The organism is Pseudomonas sp. SH10-3B (assembly GCF_019891415.1).
Lineage (GTDB): Bacteria > Pseudomonadota > Gammaproteobacteria > Pseudomonadales > Pseudomonadaceae > Aquipseudomonas.
Genome location: NZ_JAFLXD010000026.1, coordinates 65231 through 80597, shown reverse-complemented (window position 1 = coordinate 80597; position 15367 = coordinate 65231). Strand labels below are relative to the sequence as shown.

Below are 15367 nucleotides of genomic sequence, written 5' to 3'. Positions count from 1 at the left end.
GGCCGCATCTTCCGCAGAGACAGAGCTCAAATCGCGGGCACAAAAAAGCAGCCCGTAGGCTGCTTTTTTCTGCATCGGGAAGCTGGACTTAAGCCAGTTTTTCCTTGATGCGAGCTGCTTTACCGGACAGGTCACGCAGGTAGTACAGCTTGGCTTTACGTACGTCACCGCGACGCTTAACGGCCATGCTGTCGATTTGCGGGCTGTAGGTCTGGAAAGTACGCTCTACGCCAACACCGTTGGAGATTTTACGAACAGTGAAAGCACTGTTCACACCACGGTTACGCTTGGCGATTACCACGCCTTCGAACGCTTGCAGACGCGAACGGTCGCCTTCCTTCACTTTCACCTGAACGACAATAGTGTCGCCCGGGGCAAAGGTAGGGATCTCTTTGGTCATCTGCTCTGCTTCGAGTGCAAGGATGATTTTGTTAGTCATGCTGTGCTCCTAAGGTAAGTCAATGGACCTACCATCGATACGTTGTTAACTATCGTCCCGCGCGAGGATGTATTCCTCGAGCAGCTTCTTCTCTTCTCCAGAAAGCGAGCGGCTTTCCAGAAGATCGGCGCGTCGTTCATAGGTCCGACCAAGGGACTGCTGTAAACGCCAACGCCGGATGTGTGCGTGATTGCCACTTAGCAATACGTCGGGAACACGCTGATCCGCATACACCTCCGGTCGGGTGTAATGCGGGCAATCCAGCAAACCATCCGTGAAGGAATCTTCCTCCGCGGAGTCCGCATGCCCTAAAGCTCCAGGCAGCAGTCGTGTAACCGCATCTATCAGGACCATCGCCGGCAGCTCGCCGCCAGACAGGACATAGTCCCCAATCGACCACTCTTCATCGACATGAGCATCAATAAAACGCTCGTCAATGCCTTCATAGCGACCGGCAATCAGGATCAGTGCTTCCTCATTCGCCAGTTCGCGGACCCCAGCCTGTTTCAGCTGGCGGCCTTGAGGGGACAGGTAAATCACCTTCGCCTTCTCCCCGGCTGCAGCCTTGGCCTGAGCCAACGCGTCTTCCAGGGGCTTGATCTTCATCACCATGCCCGGGCCACCGCCAAATGGGCGATCGTCCACAGTGTGATGTCGATCCGTCGTGTAGTCTCGCGGGTTCCAACAGGTAAGCTGCAACAGCCCCTGTTTCACCGCCCGACTGGTGATGCCGTACTCACTGATGGCGGAAAACATCTCGGGAAACAAACTGATCACTTCAATGCGCAAATTAGCCACGCTTAGAAGTCCGCGTCCCATTCCACCTTCATCTCGCCCGCTGCTAGGTCGACGGCCAACACGCATTGCTCGGTATAGGGCAACAGGCGTTCGCGATCATCCAGGCTGCCAGCGCAAGGCTTGACCACCATTACATCATTGGCGCCGGTTTCCAGAAGATGATCGATTTTCCCGAACAATTGCCCGAGTTGATCAATAACCTTCAGACCTTCCAGCTGGTACCAGTAGTACTCGCCGTCGGTCAATTCAGGGAACAGGTTGCGCGGCACGCAGATCTCATAACCAGCCAGAAGACGAGCTTCTTCACGATCATCAAGACCCTTGAGCTTTGCGACCAGGAACTTATCGCTCCCGCGTCCACTGACCAGCTCGACCTGTTTCACACTACCTTCGCGCTTGAGCGTCCAGGTTTTGTACTGCAACAGGTTTTCAGTCGGATCAGTAAAGGAATACACCTTCACTTCGCCGCGAACGCCATGAACAGAATAAATCTTGCCGATAACGATCAAATCATCAGCAACAGCTGGCGTCGCGTTCATATTGCTCAGGCTGCGGCCTTAGCCGAGTCCTTCAACAACTTAGCAACACGCTCAGACGGTTGTGCACCAACGCTCAGCCAGTAGGCTACGCGCTCTTGGTTCACGGACAGGCGGACTTCTTGACCACGAGCGATCGGGTTGAAGAAACCAACTTGTTCCTTGTGAGAGCCGTCACGTGGGTTGCGGCTGTCAGTTACGGTCAAGTGGTAAAACGGGCGCTTTTTGGAGCCGCCAAGGGCAAGACGGATTGTTAGCATGTGAACATCGTTCCTGTAGTCGGTGCTGCAAATCTAAATGCACAGCGGGCATAGGTGCCCGAAAGGCCGCATATTCTAAGGAATATCCGGACTTTTGCAAATGTCTTTTTCTGGCGCCTATCAGCGTGCCATTCAGATCTGCTATAGAGCCGTCGGTTAAAACGGCAGGTCAGCCCCCGCCAACGGCGGGTTTGCTGGAGATCCCACATCCCTGTGGGTCGGAGCAGGAGTGAACTCCCGCTCGAATACTTTACATTTTCGGCATGCCGCCGCCGGGCAACATACCGCCCATGCCGCGCATCATCTTGGCCATTCCGCCCTTGGCGGAGAATTTCTTCATCATCTTCTGCATCTGCTTGTGCTGCTTGATCAAGCGACCGATGTCCTGCACCTGGGTGCCGGAACCCATGGCGATCCGACGCTTGCGCGAACCGCTGATCAGCTCAGGGTCGCGGCGCTCGGCCGGGGTCATGGAGTTGATGATGGCTTCCATCTGCTTGAACTGCTTCTCTGCCGCATTCTGGGCATTGCCCATTTGCGCCAGGTTCACACCGCCGATATTCGGCAGCTTGTCCATCAGGCCGCCGAGGCCGCCCATGTTCTTCATTTGTTGCAGCTGGTCGCGGAAGTCTTCGAGGTCGAAGCCTTTGCCCTTCTTCAGCTTCTTGGCCAGCTTATCGGCCTTGTCCTTGTCGAGGGTCGCTTCGGCCTGTTCGATCAGGCTGAGCACGTCACCCATGCCGAGGATACGCGAGGCGATACGCTCAGGATGGAAGGGCTCGAGCGCTTCGCTCTTCTCGCCCATACCGATGAACTTGATCGGCTTGCCGGTGATGGCACGTACCGACAGTGCGGCACCGCCTCGGGCGTCGCCGTCGACCTTGGTGAGGATCACGCCGGTCAACGGCAGTGCATCACCAAAGGCCTTGGCCGTGTTGGCCGCATCCTGGCCGGTCATGGCGTCAACCACGAACAGCGTCTCGACCGGGTTGATCGCGGCATGCAGCGCCTTGATCTCGCCCATCATCTCTTCATCGATGTGCAGGCGACCGGCGGTATCGACGATGACCACGTCGATGAACTTCAGCTTGGCTTCTTTAATAGCGGCGTTGGCGATGTCGACCGGCTTCTGGCTCAGGTCGGACGGGAAGAAGGTCACGCCTACTTCACCCGCGAGCATTTCCAACTGCTTGATCGCGGCCGGACGGTACACGTCAGCCGAGACCACCATTACCGATTTCTTCTTGCGCTCTTTAAGGAAGCGCGCCAGCTTGCCGGCGGTGGTGGTCTTACCTGCACCCTGCAGGCCAGCCATCAATACGACGGCCGGTGGCACGGCGCTGAGGTTCAGGTCTTCGTTGGCCGCGCCCATCAGGCTTTCGAGCTCGGCCTGGACGATCTTCACAAAGGCCTGGCCCGGGGTCAGGCTGCGGGACACTTCAGTGCCAACCGCACGCTCCTTGACCGAGTTGACGAAGTCCTTGACCACAGGCAAGGCGACGTCGGCTTCCAGCAACGCCATGCGCACTTCACGCAGGGTGTCTTTAATATTGTCCTCGGTCAGCTTGGCCTTGCCGGTTACGTGGCGCAGCGTCTGCGAGAGACGGTCAGTCAAGTTTTCAAACATGCGCGATCCTTTCAGGCCCTATTCATCGAAATGCATTGGTAGACCGAGGTAATGGCGGCCCAGGCTGTGGTAAATCGCTATTAAAAACAGCGTTCGGCGAGCCTGCGGCGTGGGCAGGTCGCGGATTATAGCGAAGACTGCGCCCATGCACACCCGCTGTCTGGCCGGGGAGTCTTTCGTGGAGCGCAGGTGTGTGCCAAACTCAGCGCCTTTCGGGCTTGTCTATCAGGATTTATGCTCCCCTTGTCACCCAGTTTGCTACCCAGCCTCGCCGCCGCCATCGTGTATGCCGCTGCGACCCTCTATCAGGGCTCTCGTCTGGCCAAAGGCGCCAAGGCGGACAAACGCCTGCTGGTCGGCCTTGGCGTCCTCGCCCTGCTGGCCCATGCCGCGAGCTTGTTCACCCATCTGATGACGCCGGTTGGCCTGGGCCTGGATTTTTTCAGCGCCGCCAGCCTGATCGCGGCGGCGGTCATTGCGCTGACACTGATGGCCTGTTATCGGATTCCCGTCGAGAACCTGCTGGTCCTGCTCTTCCCACTGGGTGTGCTGACGGTGCTGCTCGCGCAGTTCGCCCCCACCGGTACGGTGCAGGTGATCGACGAAGAGCCAGGCATCCTCGCTCATATCCTGCTGTCGATCCTGGCCTACGGCATGTTCACCATTGCGGTGTTCCAGGCCTTGCTCCTGCTGTTGCAGGACCACCAGCTCAAGCACAAGCACCCTTCCGGCCTGATCAAGAACTTCCCGCCGCTGCAAACCATGGAAAGCCTGCTGTTCGGTTTCCTGTGGGCCGGCTGGACGCTGCTGTCGCTGTCGCTGATCTCCGGCTGGCTGTTCGTCGAAAACCTGTTTGCCCAGCACCTGGTGCACAAGACCCTGCTGGCATGCCTGGCCTGGGTGGTGTTCAGCGTATTGCTGTGGGGCCGCAACCGCCTTGGCTGGCGCGGGCACAAGGCGATTCGCTGGACCCTGGCCGGTTTCTGCCTGCTGATGCTGGCCTATTTCGGCAGCAAGCTGGTTCGCGAATACATCCTGCATATCTGACGGGCAGCAAAAAATGGACAATTTGCCCTTGGGGCCGATGCTCGCAGTAATCGCCTTGCTGGTGTTATGGGCGGCGCTGTTTACCGCCATCGAAGCCGCACAACAACACCTGCTGGCTTTGCGCCCCGGCACACGCCAGGGCGACAAGGCTGCCGCCCGCCTGAGTTTCCCGCGCCACAGTCTGATCCTGTGCAACAGCCTGTGCCGCGCGGCCGTGGTAATCCTCTGCACCCTGCTGGCGATTTATGCCTGGGCGCAGAACGGCCCGTGGCTCGGCTGGCTGATCTCCTGCGCCGTCCTGCTGATCCTGGCCGACTACCTGCCCCGCGCCCTGGCAACCCGTCATCCGCAAGCGGTGCTGGGTTTTGGCAACACGCTGCTGGGCGTGCCACTGAAAATCCTCTACCCCGCCGCCTGGTTGCTCAATGGCATCAGCCTGTTGCTGCTGCGCCCGTTTGCGCGCAAGGCCGGCGTAGTGAAACACAGCGACGAGCCACAGCCCGACCACGACGAACCGCAGCCTGAGGCCGACGAAGGCCGCACACCTGGCATGCCGGGTATCCACGCCCTGGACAACATCACCGTCAATGACATCCTGGTACCCCGCAGCGAAGTGGACGGTATCAACCTGGATGACTCGATCGAAGAAATCATCGAGCAACTGCGCACCTCCCCGCGCACTCGCCTGCCGGTGTTCCACAGTGACATCAACCAGGTCGAAGCCGTACTGAACACCCGGCTGATCCAGCATCTGCTGCCGGACGCCAGCCTGACCAAGGAAGCCTTGCTCGAGGCTTCCTACGAGCCCTACTTCGTCCCGGAAAGCACACCTCTGCAACTGCAACTGCTGAACTTCCACAAGCAGCAACGACGCCTGGGCATGGTGGTGGATGAATACGGCGAAGTACTGGGTATCGTCACCCTGGAAGATATTCTCGAAGAAATCGTCGGCGAATTCGAAAACGAGCAAAGTGCGGACAACCCGCATATCGAAGCGCAGCCCGATGGCCGCTACATCATCGACGGCGCCGCCTCGATCCGCGAATTGAACAAGAGCCTGGGCTGGCATCTGCCCAGCGACGGGCCCAAGACCCTCAACGGCTTGGTGACCGAAGCACTGGAGACTATTCCGGATTGCGCGGTGTGCGTAAAAATCGGTCGCTACCGCTTGGAAATCCTCGAGACCGAGGACAACCGGGTAAGCAAGGTCCTGATCTGGCACACCAGCCGGGTGCCGGTCGCCGCCTGATTTCCTGACAAACCACACTCCAGTGTGGGAGGGGTGCTCGAGCCACTTGTTGTATTTCCACACCCCTTCCTATAATCCCTGCGGCTTACCCAAGCCCCGCCCGACCGCGTGCTATCCGCACTGAGCGCGTCCAGGCACCGCTGCATCCTGTCTGACCGGTGTTCGCTCCCATCCCGAGCCGCCCCGCGCACTACCCTGATCCAAGGGGGTTCGACCCAATAATAATCCGCGTCCAAACGCGCAACGACCGTCAGGGATACCTCCATGAGCACCACCTATAACGAGGCCGCGACCGCCGCCCCGACCAACTCGACCGCCCGTGTCGCCACCGCAAGCATCGTCGGCACCGCCATCGAGTTCTACGACTTCTATATCTACGCCACGGCTGCCGCCCTTGTGATCGGGCCGGTGTTCTTTCCGCAGACCTCCGGTACCGCGCAGATGCTGGCGTCGTTCCTGACCTTCGGTATCGCCTTTATCGCCCGCCCGCTGGGCTCGGCGCTGTTCGGCCACTTTGGCGACCGCATCGGCCGCAAGTCGACCCTGGTGGCCTCGCTGCTGCTGATGGGCGTGTGTACCACGCTGATCGGCTTGCTGCCCGGCTATGACAGCATCGGTGCCTGGGCGCCCATCCTGTTGTGCGTGCTGCGTTTCGGCCAGGGCCTGGGGCTTGGCGGCGAGTGGGGTGGCGCGGCGTTGCTGGCCACCGAGAACGCCCCCAAGGGCAAGCGCGCCTGGTTCGGCATGTTCCCGCAACTGGGCCCATCGATTGGTTTCCTGGCGGCCAACGGCTTGTTCCTGATCCTGGCCATGAGCCTGAATGACGAGCAGTTCCGCAGTTGGGGCTGGCGCATCCCGTTCATCCTCAGCGCAGCATTGGTGATGGTCGGCCTGTATGCGCGCCTGAAGCTGCATGAAACCCCGGTGTTCGCCAATGCCGTGGCGAAAGAAGCCCCGGTGAAAGTGCCGCTGGTGGAACTGTTCAGCCAGCATTGGTTGCCCGTACTGCTGGGCGCCGCGTCGATGGTGGTGTGCTACGCGCTGTTCTACATCACCACGGCCTTTTCCCTGAGCTATGGCGTGTCGACCCTGGGCTACAGCCGCGAGACGTTCCTTGGATTGCTGTGCTTTGCAGTGCTGTTCATGGGCCTGGCGACACCGTTGGCGGCGTTGGCCAGTGATCGCTACGGGCGCAAGCCGGTACTGATCGTCGGTGCGGTCCTGGCAATTCTGTCGGGCTTCACCATGGAGCCGTTGCTGACCCACGGTTCGACCTGGGCCGTTGCGCTGTTTTTGGCCCTGGAGCTGTTCCTGATGGGCGTGACCTTCGCGCCGATGGGTGCGCTGTTGCCAGAATTGTTCCCGACACGCGTGCGTTATACCGGGGCTTCGGCGGCGTATAACCTGGGTGGGATTGTTGGCGCTTCGGCCGCACCGTTCTTCGCAACCAAGCTGGTGGCGATGGGTGGGCTGAGTTATGTCGGCGGATATGTGTCGGCGGCAGCGTTGCTCAGCTTGATTGCTGTGCTGTGCCTGAAAGAGACGCGGGATAATGATTTGAACCGGGTTGCCTGATAAACAGCTATCGGGGGCAAGCCCTAATGCCAGTCAGTTAAGGCTTTTTGTAGGAGCGAGCTTGCTCGCGAAAAACTCACAGACGCCGCGTTCATTCAGGAAGCACGCGTTATCGTTGACGTTTTTCGCGAGCAAGCTCGCTCCTACAGGAGGCGATGTACGCTTAACTGACCGGCACGATGCTTTTAGAGCTCTACAACAACCGCTTTCGAAGCACGGGTCGCCTTGGCCCGAGCCGCTTCAATCGACTCATCCCGCGCCAACGCCACGCCCATGCGGCGCTGGCCATTCACTTCTGGCTTACCAAACAGACGCAACGCCGTGTCCGGCTCGCTCAAGGCGGCGCCGAGGTTGGCGAACGCGGTCTGGGTCGACTGCCCTTCCACCAGAATCACCGCCGAAGCCGAAGGCCCGAACTGACGGATCAACGGGATTGGCAGGCCCAGGATGGCGCGCGCATGCAGGGCAAACTGCGACAGGTCCTGGGAAATCAGGGTCACCAGACCGGTGTCATGGGGGCGCGGCGACACTTCGCTGAACCACACCTGATCGCCTTTGATGAACAGCTCCACGCCAAACAGGCCACGACCGCCCAACGCCTCGGTCACCGCCTTGGCCACACGCTCGGACTCGGCCAGGGCAATCGGGCTCATCGCTTGTGGCTGCCAGGATTCCTGGTAGTCGCCCTTCTCCTGACGGTGGCCGACCGGCGCGCAGAAGGTGGTGCCGCCGATGTGACGCACAGTCAGCAGGGTGATTTCATAGTCGAAATCGATAAAGCCTTCGATTATCACCCGACCTTTACCGGCACGCCCGCCTTCCTGGGCGTAGTCCCAGGCTTTCTGCACATCATCAGCACTGCGCAGCAGGCTCTGGCCCTTACCCGACGAACTCATCACCGGCTTGACCACGCAGGGGAAGCCCAGGTCCTGGACGGCCTTGCTGTAGTCTTCGAAGGTGTCGGCGAAGTGGTACGGCGAGGTCGGCAGGTCCAGCTCTTCAGCGGCCAGGCGACGGATACCTTCGCGGTTCATGGTCAGCGACGTGGCACGGGCGGTCGGGATCACCGTGAAGCCTTCGGCCTCCAGCTCCACCAGGGTCGCGGTGGCGATGGCTTCGATTTCCGGCACGATGAAATGCGGTTTTTCCGCCTCGATCACCGCACGCAGGGCAGCGCCGTCGAGCATGTTGATCACATGGCTGCGGTGCGCAACCTGCATGGCCGGCGCATTGGCGTAGCGATCCACGGCAATCACTTCAACGCCCAGGCGTTGCAGTTCGATCACCACTTCCTTGCCCAGCTCACCGCAGCCACACAGCAAAACGCGGGTCGCGGTTGGCGACAATGGAGTTCCGATTCGGGTCATCTCAGGTCCTCAGGGGAGCGGATCATGGGGAGAAAGGCCGGCATTTTACATGAACTGTAAAAATTGGCCTCAGTTGGCGACGGCCCGCTTGCGGATGCGCCAGGCCATGATCAGCCACACCACCGTGACCCCGGCGAATTTCGACGCCAAGGCCGTGCCCACCACGGCAGGGGTGAGTGCGCCGATCAGGCCGAAGAAGATAAACGTGTCGAGGGGAATGCTCAGCGCCGAACTTATCCACAGGCGATCGTGGAGCGGGCGCTTGGTGATGCTGAACACCAGCCAGTCGATGCACTCGGACACCGCGAATGCCGTGGCGCTGGCCAGGGCGATGGACGGGTCCGAAGTGATATACGACAACACCAGCGCCGCCAGCATGGCGATGATCGCACCGTGGCCGAAGCGGGTTTGCACCATGTCGCGCAGGATAAACACCAGGCCACCCCAGGCCGACCAGATGACATCCAGGTGCGGGGCGGTGGAGAAGGCGAAGTTGATCAGCACGACGCTGCTGATGTAGGCGATCAGGAAGAGCATGGGGCGAGGGACCTGTGAACAAGGGGCACAGGGTACTTCACATTTTGAAATATGTCGTCTGGGAGGGCCTTATCGGGGGCAAGCCCCCTCCCACACTTAACCGCGTTTAATCTGTAGGAGTGCGGTCAAAATGTGGGAGGGGGCTTGCTCCCGATGGCGATCCATCAGGCGCCGGATTTACCAGAAGCCATAAACACCAACCCCCCCGCCACCGCCCGCTCATGACACAACCCCAACACCACCCGGCGTTCGGCGTTGTCCATGCGGCTCCAACGTGTGATTTCATCCACGGTGCGCTGGCAACCGGTGCAAATATCGTCATCATCCAGCGCGCAAATACTCACGCACGGCGAGGCGACGGGGCGTTCAACTGCACTCATTCTTCCTGCTCTACCAGATCCCGCGCGTAACGCTGGGCGTTATGCACATAGTGCGCGGCGCTGGCTTCGAGCATACGTTTCTGTGCGTCAGTCAATTCACGCACCACTTTGCCCGGCGAGCCCATCACCAGCGAACCATCGGGAATCTCCTTGCCTTCGCCAATCAGCGAGTTGGCGCCGATGATGCAGTGCTTGCCGATCCTGGCGCCGTTGAGGATCACCGCGTTGATACCGATCAGGCTGTAATCGTCGACTGTGCAACCGTGCAGCATGGCGTTATGGCCGATGGTCACGCCGGTGCCGAGGGTCAGCGGATAGCCCATGTCGGTGTGCATGACGCTGCCATCCTGGACGTTGCTGTTCTTGCCGATCAGGATCAGTTCGTTGTCGCCACGCAACACCGCGTTGAACCAGACGTTGGCGCCCTCCTCCAGCTTGACCTTGCCCACCAGCGTGGCATTCGGCGCGACCCAGCTGTGTGGATGTGTTTCGACGCGGGCGTCGCCCAGGCGGTATTTCATGGTTTTCCCTCACGGCTGACCGTTCAAACGACGGCTTAAATATTGATGAAGCTCTTGGGCGGCTGGTGCAGGCTGATCTGGGCATCGTCATAGAGCAAATTGATCAGTTCGACGATCATGATTGCCGTCAGGCCCCAGATCTTGTATTCGCCGAAACGATAACTGGGCACGTACCAACTGCGGCCCTGGTAATCGATGCGGTGAGTATGTTCGCGCGGGTCCTGTCGGAAAAAATCCAAGGGCACGCTGAAGACGGCAGCAATCTCGGCATCGTTGGCCAGGTATTCGACGTAATCGGGGATCACCCCCACATAGGGTGTGACCCGGATACCGTGCAGGGAGATCAGCGGGCTCAGCGGACCGATAACCTCGACCAAGCCGGGGGGCAGGCCGATTTCTTCTTCGGCTTCGCGCAGGGCGGTGAAGATCAGGTCCGGGTCTTCGGGGTCGCGGCGCCCGCCGGGAAAGGCCACTTCGCCGCCATGGGTCGACAGGCCGCTGGCGCGCAGGGTCAGGATCAGCTCAGGTTCGTCACTGCGGGTAATCGGCACCAGCACCGCAGCCTCGGGGAAACGCCCGTCGGTTTCCAGCGTGTGGGGAGTGTGATTGCTTACCCGGCGAAGTAGCTCGTCCAGCATGAGTCATCTCGGTCTGTTGGCTACCTTGCATCATGCACCAAAGCTGCCGGGCGCCCAACCCCAAAACCTGGGCGGTGTCGCTAAACGACAACTTGCAGGCCCCTCCCGGCCAAGCCAAGATAGACGCACTTTCCAGGAACCCCAGCATGAATTTCTGCAGCCAGTGCGGTAAACCGGTTACCCAACGCATTCCCGAAGGCGACGCCCGCCTGCGTTTTGTGTGTGATCACTGTTCGACCATTCACTATCAGAACCCCAATATCGTCGCCGGTACCGTGCCGGTATGGGGCGATAAGGTGCTGCTGTGCCGCCGCGCCATCGAGCCGCGCCTGGGTTACTGGACCCTGCCCGCCGGTTTCATGGAGAACGGCGAGACCGTCGAACAAGCCGCCGTGCGCGAAACCCAGGAAGAAGCCTGCGCCCGCGTACGCAACCTGAGCCTCTATACCCTGATCGATGTGCCGCACATCAGCCAGGTGCATATCTTCTACCGGGCCGAACTGGTCGACCTGGACTTCGCCGCAGGCCCCGAAAGCCTTGAAGTACAGCTGTTCGACGAGGCCGACATCCCTTGGTCCGAGCTGGCTTTCCGCACGGTCGGGCGTACCCTAGAATACTTTTTCGCTGACCGCCGCCAGCAGTCGTTCCCGGTGCGCAGCGAAGCCGTGCCACCTCTTTCAAAGCCCGCCCAATAACCATTCGGCAGCTCGTCGCCATAGGGATACCGTTTTAATGCGTTGGTTGCTTGCTCTGATTTGCCTGTCGTTCGCCACGCTGTCGCCAGCCTCTACCGTGGAAACCCTGGGCGGCAAGACGGTCGAAAAAGTCCTGGTGCTCAAGTCCGCCCACCAATTGCAGTTGATCAACGACGGCAAGCCCCTCAAGACCTACCGGATTTCCCTGGGCAAGAACCCCAAGGGCCACAAGCTGATCGAGGGCGACCGCCGCACCCCGGAAGGCCTGTACTGGATCGACTGGCGCAAGACCAGCGACCGTTTCAACCTGTCCATGCACATTTCCTACCCGAATATCAGCGACGCCGCCCGCGCCCGCCGCGAAGGCGTAAAGCCCGGCAGCATGATCATGATCCACGGCACCCCCGACACCGAAGACTACCCGGAGCAGTGGTTCCACACCCTGGACTGGACCGACGGCTGCATCGGTATGCGCAACGTCGACATGCGCGAAGTCTGGAACCTGGTCAAGGACGGCACGCTGATCGAGATTCGGCCCTGACGCTGGACCGTTCGTAAAATAAATCAAAAAAGATTCCTGCCCTCGGCAGCACCTGCCGGTGAATACCAATTCACCGCGCGGGCTGCGCATCTCTGCGCGCAATAAAGACCTCTCTAATACCACTTGATACCAGGCACCGTTAAGGTGCCCTGAAACCGGTACTTGCACCGTTTTGGCAGCATTGACATGGTATTTAAGTGGTATTAGCTTCCGGCCAATACCGGGCGACAACACTCCAATAACCGCATCGGAAACCTCATAGATGAACCCCATCCTGACGCTGCGTCCCGACGACAAACAATCCACGCCGCTGTACCTGCAACTGGCCCGCAACCTGGAAGCGGCGATCCATGCCGGCCAGTGGAAATCCGAACAGGCCCTGCCCTCGGAGCGCGCCCTCAGCGAACAGCTGAGCATTTCGCGGGTCACTGCCCGAAAAGCGCTGGAAGTGTTGTTCGCCCAAGGCCTGATCCGCCGCAGCCAGGGCTCCGGCACCTTTATCACGCCACGCCTGGAGCAGCCGCTGTCGCGCTTGTCGGGGTTCAGCGAGATGTTGCGCCTCAAGGGCTTTGTGCCCAGCTCCCAATGGCTAGAGCGCGAGATCACCCCGCCGACCCACGAAGAACTGATCCGCCTGGGCCTGTCACCAACCGACAAGGTGGCGCGGCTCAAGCGCCTGCGTAAAGCCGATGACACCGTGATGGCCATCGAGATGACCGCCATGCCTGCCTCGGTACTGCCGCAGCCGCAAGCCATCGGCAATTCGCTGTACGAATACCTCGAAGGCATCGGCAAACCCATCGTCCGTGCGCTGCAACATATCCAGGCAATCAATGCCTCCGACGAGTTCGCCAAGCTGGTGGGCATCGCCCCCGGCACCGCCATGCTGCTGATGACGCGGGTCGGCTACACCGCCGACAACACGCCGATCGAAATCACCGACACCTACTGCCGCAACGACTACTACGACTTTGTCGCAGAGCTTCGCCGTTATGACTTTGCCGCCGAGTTGCGGCCTTAGAGAACTGCCCATGTCCGAAGACAATATCCTCACGCCCCATGGCTGGATTCGCGGCCGCCTGGCGCACCAGCACGGCAAGGTCATCGCCATCGAAGGCGAGCCTTGCGACCCGGCTGAAAACGACCTGCCCTACCTGCTGCCGGGTTTTATCGACCTGCACGTCCACGGCGGCGGCGGTAAAGACATCATGGAAGGCGCCGACGCTTTCGAGACCATCACCCGCACCCATGTGCGTTTTGGTACGACGTCGCTGTTGGCCACCACCATGACCGCGCCGGTGGAGGAAATTACCAGCGTGCTCGGCCAACTCGGGCGCTTCTGCGAGCAGCGTCCTACGGGCAGCGCCCGGGTACTCGGCGTGCACCTGGAAGGCCCCTACATCAATCCGGGAAAACTCGGTGCGCAGCCCAACTTCGCCCACACCGCCTTGATGGCCGAAGTCGAAGCCTACCTGCGCCTGGCGCCGATCCGGGTGATCACCATCGCCCCGGAAATCGCCGGCCACGACGCCCTGATCCGCGCCCTCAGCGAGCGCGGCGTGCGCATGCAGATCGGCCACACCCTGGGCAGCTATGAAGAAGGCGTCGCCGCCCTCGCCGCCGGCGCCACCAGCTTCACCCATTTGTACAACGCCATGAGCCCGTTGCATCACCGCGAACCCGGCATCGTCGGCGCGGCACTGGCCCACGCCAAGTACGCCGAGCTGATCCCGGATTTGCTCCACGTGCACCCCGGCGCCATGCGCGTGGCCCTGCGCGCGATCCCGTGCCTGTACTGCGTCACCGACTCCACCGCCGCCGCCGGCATGCCCGACGGCGAATACAAGCTGGGCAGCCACACCGTGACCAAATGCCTGGGCGGCGTGCGCCTGGCCGACGGCACCCTGGCCGGCAGCACCCTGACCATGGATCAGGCACTGCGCAACCTGGTGAAAATCGGCCTGCCCATCAGCGAAGCCTCACAACGCCTGTCGCAATTTCCGGCGGACTACCTGGGCCTGGAACAACGCGGCCGCCTGCAACCCGGCAGCTTCGCCGACTGCGTGCGTCTGGACCGCTCCCTGCACCTCACCGACGTCATGGTCGAAGGAGAAACCATTGTCTTCAAAAATGCTTGAAGAGGCCTTGGCCTCCTGTGACGCCGTCGCGGCGCAACTGCAACGCCTGGAACCGTTGCTGGAGGAAGTCGCCGGCCGCCTGCGCCGCCAGCCGCCGCAAGTGGCGATGACCATTGCGCGGGGCAGCTCGGACCACGCCGCCAGCTACTTCGCCTACCTGGCCATGCAGCATGTCGGCATCCCGGTGGCGTCGTTGCCAATGTCGGTGGTGACCTTGTTGCAAGCGCCGATGAAAGTCAGCGGTCAGGTGGCGTTCGGTTTCTCCCAGTCGGGGCAGAGCCCGGACCTGGTCAACAGCCTGCGCCTGCTGCGCAAGCGGGGGGCCTTGAGCATTTCGCTGGTCAACGCCGAAGACTCTCCGCTGGAAGCCGCCTGCGAATTCCATGTGCCCCTGTGCGCCGGGCCGGAACTCAGCGTGGCTGCGACCAAGAGCTTTATCGCCACCCTCAGCGCCAGCGCGCAGTTGATCGGCCACTGGAACCAGGAGGCCGACTTGCTGCTCGCCTGCCAAGCCCTGCCCGAAGGCCTGCGCGAAGCCGCCGGGCAAGACTGGAGCAGCGCCATCGATACCCTGCGCGGTTGCCAGCAACTGATGGTGATCGGCCGTGGCGCCGGGTTTGCCATCGCCCAGGAAGCCGCGCTCAAGCTCAAGGAAACCTCGGCGATCCAGGCCGAAGCCTTCAGCAGTGCCGAGGTCCGTCACGGGCCGATGGCCTTGATCAATGAAAACTACCCACTGCTGGTGTTCGCCCCGCGCGGTGCCGAACAAGCCGGCCTGTTGAGCCTGGCCGCCGATATGCGCCAACGCGGTGCCCGCGTGCTGCTGGCCGCGCCGGACGATATCGCCGAACGCGACCTGACCCTGAGCCGCGCCGAACACCCGAGCCTGGATCCGATCCTGGCGATCATGAGTTTCTACGTCATGGCGGCCGGCCTGGCGGTCGCTCGGGGTATGGACCCGGACCAGCCGCGCCACCTGAGCAAAGTTACCCGCACTCACTGAGTCGCGCTTTCCTGAT

18 protein-coding genes are annotated in these 15367 nt (G+C 61.0%); 8 read left to right on the top strand and 10 right to left on the bottom strand.

The annotated features are described in order from the left end of the window. Positions 1-88: 88 nt before the first annotated feature. From rplS to ffh, 5 genes are all read right to left on the bottom strand, one after another. Positions 89-439, bottom strand: a complete 351-nt coding sequence (gene rplS / locus J1G35_RS19450; protein ID WP_003175895.1) for a 50S ribosomal protein L19 — start codon at positions 437-439, stop codon at positions 89-91. A gap of 45 nt (positions 440-484) precedes the next feature. Next, the gene (gene trmD, locus J1G35_RS19445; RefSeq protein WP_172681501.1) at positions 485-1258 is read right to left on the bottom strand and encodes a tRNA (guanosine(37)-N1)-methyltransferase TrmD; all 774 of its coding nucleotides are present in this window, start codon (positions 1256-1258) and stop codon (positions 485-487) included. After that, positions 1240-1776, bottom strand: coding sequence for a ribosome maturation factor RimM (rimM, locus tag J1G35_RS19440; protein WP_053135622.1), 537 nt, complete (start codon positions 1774-1776; stop codon positions 1240-1242). The genes trmD and rimM overlap by 19 nt, the downstream gene beginning before the upstream one ends. Before the next feature lie 5 nt (positions 1777-1781). Continuing rightward, positions 1782-2033: a 30S ribosomal protein S16 gene (gene rpsP / locus J1G35_RS19435; protein WP_003238923.1), complete on the bottom strand. Its 252-nt coding sequence runs from the start codon at positions 2031-2033 to the stop codon at positions 1782-1784. A gap of 250 nt (positions 2034-2283) precedes the next feature. Continuing rightward, positions 2284-3660, bottom strand: a complete 1377-nt coding sequence (gene ffh, locus J1G35_RS19430; RefSeq protein WP_053135619.1) for a signal recognition particle protein — start codon at positions 3658-3660, stop codon at positions 2284-2286. Positions 3661-3903: 243 nt separating this feature from the next. Between ffh and ccsA the strand changes: the two genes are divergently transcribed. The 3 genes from ccsA (at position 3904) to J1G35_RS19415 (ending at position 7531) form a co-directional block, all read left to right on the top strand. Then, on the top strand, positions 3904-4707 hold the full coding sequence (gene ccsA, locus J1G35_RS19425; protein ID WP_172681500.1) for a cytochrome c biogenesis protein CcsA: 804 nt from the start codon (positions 3904-3906) through the stop codon (positions 4705-4707). Between the two features lie 13 nt (positions 4708-4720). Beyond that, positions 4721-5956: a transporter associated domain-containing protein gene (locus J1G35_RS19420; RefSeq protein WP_223015755.1), complete on the top strand. Its 1236-nt coding sequence runs from the start codon at positions 4721-4723 to the stop codon at positions 5954-5956. Positions 5957-6220: 264 nt separating this feature from the next. Then, a complete protein-coding gene (locus J1G35_RS19415; RefSeq protein WP_053135602.1) occupies positions 6221-7531 on the top strand; it encodes an MFS transporter in 1311 nt (436 codons plus the stop codon). Positions 7532-7716: 185 nt separating this feature from the next. Here J1G35_RS19415 and purT read toward each other — a convergent pair whose 3' ends face one another. The 5 genes from purT to J1G35_RS19390 all read right to left on the bottom strand — a co-directional run bounded on the left by purT (position 7717) and on the right by J1G35_RS19390 (position 10974). Then, the gene (purT, locus tag J1G35_RS19410; RefSeq protein WP_017139720.1) at positions 7717-8898 is read right to left on the bottom strand and encodes a formate-dependent phosphoribosylglycinamide formyltransferase; all 1182 of its coding nucleotides are present in this window, start codon (positions 8896-8898) and stop codon (positions 7717-7719) included. A 69-nt stretch (positions 8899-8967) separates the two neighbouring features. Then, complete coding sequence (locus J1G35_RS19405) at positions 8968-9435, bottom strand: VUT family protein (RefSeq protein ID WP_053135599.1); 468 nt, start codon at positions 9433-9435, stop codon at positions 8968-8970. A gap of 164 nt (positions 9436-9599) precedes the next feature. Further along, positions 9600-9815: a DUF1289 domain-containing protein gene (locus J1G35_RS19400; protein ID WP_027605451.1), complete on the bottom strand. Its 216-nt coding sequence runs from the start codon at positions 9813-9815 to the stop codon at positions 9600-9602. Next, a complete protein-coding gene (locus J1G35_RS19395) occupies positions 9812-10336 on the bottom strand; it encodes a gamma carbonic anhydrase family protein (protein ID WP_053135595.1) in 525 nt (174 codons plus the stop codon). The genes J1G35_RS19400 and J1G35_RS19395 overlap by 4 nt, the downstream gene beginning before the upstream one ends. 35 nt (positions 10337-10371) lie before the next feature. Next, positions 10372-10974, bottom strand: coding sequence for a CoA pyrophosphatase (locus J1G35_RS19390; RefSeq protein WP_033898592.1), 603 nt, complete (start codon positions 10972-10974; stop codon positions 10372-10374). Between the two features lie 146 nt (positions 10975-11120). On the opposite strand from J1G35_RS19390, the gene J1G35_RS19385 reads away from it, so the two are divergent. The 5 genes from J1G35_RS19385 to J1G35_RS19365 all read left to right on the top strand — a co-directional run bounded on the left by J1G35_RS19385 (position 11121) and on the right by J1G35_RS19365 (position 15351). Continuing rightward, positions 11121-11669 carry an NUDIX hydrolase gene (locus tag J1G35_RS19385; protein WP_053135592.1) on the top strand — a complete coding sequence of 183 codons (549 nt, stop codon included), beginning with the start codon at positions 11121-11123 and terminating at the stop codon, positions 11667-11669. A gap of 37 nt (positions 11670-11706) precedes the next feature. Further along, positions 11707-12210, top strand: a complete 504-nt coding sequence (locus J1G35_RS19380) for a L,D-transpeptidase family protein (RefSeq protein ID WP_053135588.1) — start codon at positions 11707-11709, stop codon at positions 12208-12210. A gap of 262 nt (positions 12211-12472) precedes the next feature. Continuing rightward, positions 12473-13231 carry a GntR family transcriptional regulator gene (locus J1G35_RS19375; protein WP_053135586.1) on the top strand — a complete coding sequence of 253 codons (759 nt, stop codon included), beginning with the start codon at positions 12473-12475 and terminating at the stop codon, positions 13229-13231. A 10-nt stretch (positions 13232-13241) separates the two neighbouring features. Further along, a complete protein-coding gene (nagA, locus tag J1G35_RS19370) occupies positions 13242-14348 on the top strand; it encodes an N-acetylglucosamine-6-phosphate deacetylase (RefSeq protein WP_223015754.1) in 1107 nt (368 codons plus the stop codon). After that, entirely contained in the window at positions 14329-15351 is a 1023-nt protein-coding gene (locus J1G35_RS19365; protein WP_156338268.1) for an SIS domain-containing protein, read from the top strand. The genes nagA and J1G35_RS19365 overlap by 20 nt, the downstream gene beginning before the upstream one ends. Positions 15352-15367 lie beyond the last annotated feature (16 nt).